This is a genomic window from Actinoplanes italicus, assembly GCF_003001815.1.
GTDB classification, from domain to species: Bacteria; Actinomycetota; Actinomycetes; order Mycobacteriales; family Micromonosporaceae; genus Actinoplanes; species Actinoplanes italicus.
On the sequence record NZ_PVMZ01000063.1, the window covers coordinates 1 to 2,249 of the forward strand.

Annotated in this window: 1 protein-coding gene; it reads right to left on the reverse strand. The window is 69.1% G+C overall.

Going from position 1 to position 2,249, the window contains the following annotated elements:
* Positions 1-2,249 (reverse strand): condensation domain-containing protein (locus CLV67_RS50790; protein ID WP_146169676.1); only part of this gene is annotated, 2,249 nt, incomplete at both ends.

Here is a 2,249-nt window from a genome sequence, read left to right on the forward strand (position 1 = left end):
AGGCGTCCGCCGGTGAGTAGTGGTGCCCAGATTTCCCAGACGGCGAAGTCGAAGGCGGGGGAGTGGAACAGGGTCCAGGTGTCGTCGGGGCCGAAGCCGTATTCGCGGGCGGTGGTGGTGATCAGGTTGGTGAGGTTGTGGTGGGGGATCAGGACGCCTTTGGGGGTGCCGGTCGAACCCGACGTGTAGATCAGGTAGGCCGGATCGTCCGGCGACCGGACCGGCAGTGGAACCCGTCCCGCCGGTGATGAACTCCCGGCGGCACGACCGTTCAGATCGGGCCGGCTGGCGGCCGGATCACCGGTGGTGAACGCTGCGATGTCCAGCACTGTCGCCGCGGTTTGCGGGCGCTCGCTGCCGGGGCCGGTCAGTACGACGACAGGTGCGGCGTCGTCCAGGAGCTGGGCGATGCGGGCCGGCGGGGTGGTCACGTCGATCGGGAGGTAGACGGCACCTGCCTTGAGGGCCGCGAGCATCGCGGTGATCAGCTCGGCACCGCGCGGCAGGATCAGCGCGACCAGGTCGCCCGGACGGACGCCCTGGGTGAGCAGACCGTGGGCGAGGCTGTCGGAGTACTCGCCGAGCTCCCGGTACCGGATGCGCCGGTCACCGTCGACGATCGCGACCCGGTCGGCGTCCTGCCTGCTGAACAGGTCGACGATGCCGGTGTGGCTCACCTCCGCACTCGTGTCGTTGAGTGCGGCCAGCCGGGACTCCTCGCCGGCGGTCAGGACCGGCAGCAGGGAGACCGGGCGGCCGGGATCGGTGACGATCGCGTCCAGCAGGAGCAGCAGGTGGTCGGCCCAGGCGCGGATGGTCGCGTCGTCGAACAGGGCGGTGCTGTACTGCAGGGCGGCGTGGATCGTGGTCGGGGTCTCCGCCGTGGTCAGGGACAGGTCCCATTTCACGGCGGTGGGTTGGGTGGCGGTGCCGTGGATGGTGTCGTGGCTGGTGGTGGTGTGGTTGAACAGGGTTTGGATCAGTGGGGTGCGGGATCGGTCGCGGTCGTGGACGAGTTCGTCGACGAGTTGTTCGAACGGCAGGTCCTGGTGGTCGTAGGCGTCGAGTGCGGTTCGGCGTACGAGATCGAGGAGTTCTTCGAAGGTGGGATCGGTGTCGAAGCGGGTGCGCAGGGCGAGGGTGTTGACGAAGAAGCCGATGAGGTTCTCGGTCTCGGCTTGGCCGCGGTTCGCGACGGGGGTGCCGATGAGCAGGTCGTTCTGGCCGGTGTGCCGGTGCAGCAGGACGGCGTAGGCGGCGGCGAGCGTCATGAACATCGTGGTCCCGCGTGCCCGGGACAGCTCCCGCAAGCCGTCGGTGACGTGCTCGGGAATGCGAACCGTCACCGCCGCACCGTCGGCCGAGCGGATCGGCGGCCGGGGCCGGTCGGCCGGAAGCTCCAGCACCGGCGGATCGGCGAGTTGCCGGCGCCAGTAGGCGAGCTGGCCGTCGAGGACCTCGCCGACCAGATGCTGACGCTGCCATACCGCATAGTCGGCGTACTGCACCGGCAGATCCGGCGGCCTCGGACCGGCCTGGCCGAGGAAGGCCTGCAACTCGTCACGGAGGATCGCGGCCGACCACTCGTCGGCGACGATGTGGTGCATGCACAGCACCAGCGTGTAGCGGTTGCCGTGTTCGCGCAGCAGGCCGGCCCGCAGCAGCGGTCCGATGGCCAGATCGAACGGTGCCGTGATGAGGGCGTGGCCGATACCGCGGCTGTCACCGCCGGTTGTGTCGATGACGTCCAGCGGTACCGGCGCCGGTGCGTCGATCACCTGGTACGGGCGGTCGTCGGCGTCCGTGACGATGCGGGTGCGAAGTACCTCGTGGCGCTCCACGATGGCGGTCAGCGCGTCAGCGACAGCGGCGGGGTCGGTCCCCTCGTCCAGCGGGATCATCACCGGTACGTGGTATTCGGTGGAGTCCGGGTCGAGTTGGGTGAGGAACCAGAGTCGTTGCTGGGCGAAGGACAACGGCAGTTGCCGGTCGCGGCCGGTGGGGGTGATCGGTGTGGCGGTGGGGTTGTTGTCGGCGTCGATCAGGGCGGCGAGGGTACGGATGGTCGGCTGGTCGAAGAGTGCGGCCAGGGGTAGGTCGATGCCGAGTGTGGTGCGGATGCGGCCGATGACGCGGGTGGCGAGCAGGGAGTGTCCGCCGAGGTCGAAGAAGTCGTCGGTTGTGCCGATGCGGTCGATGCCGAGCAGTTCGGACCAGATGCCGGCGAGTTTCCGCTCGGTCTCGGTGGT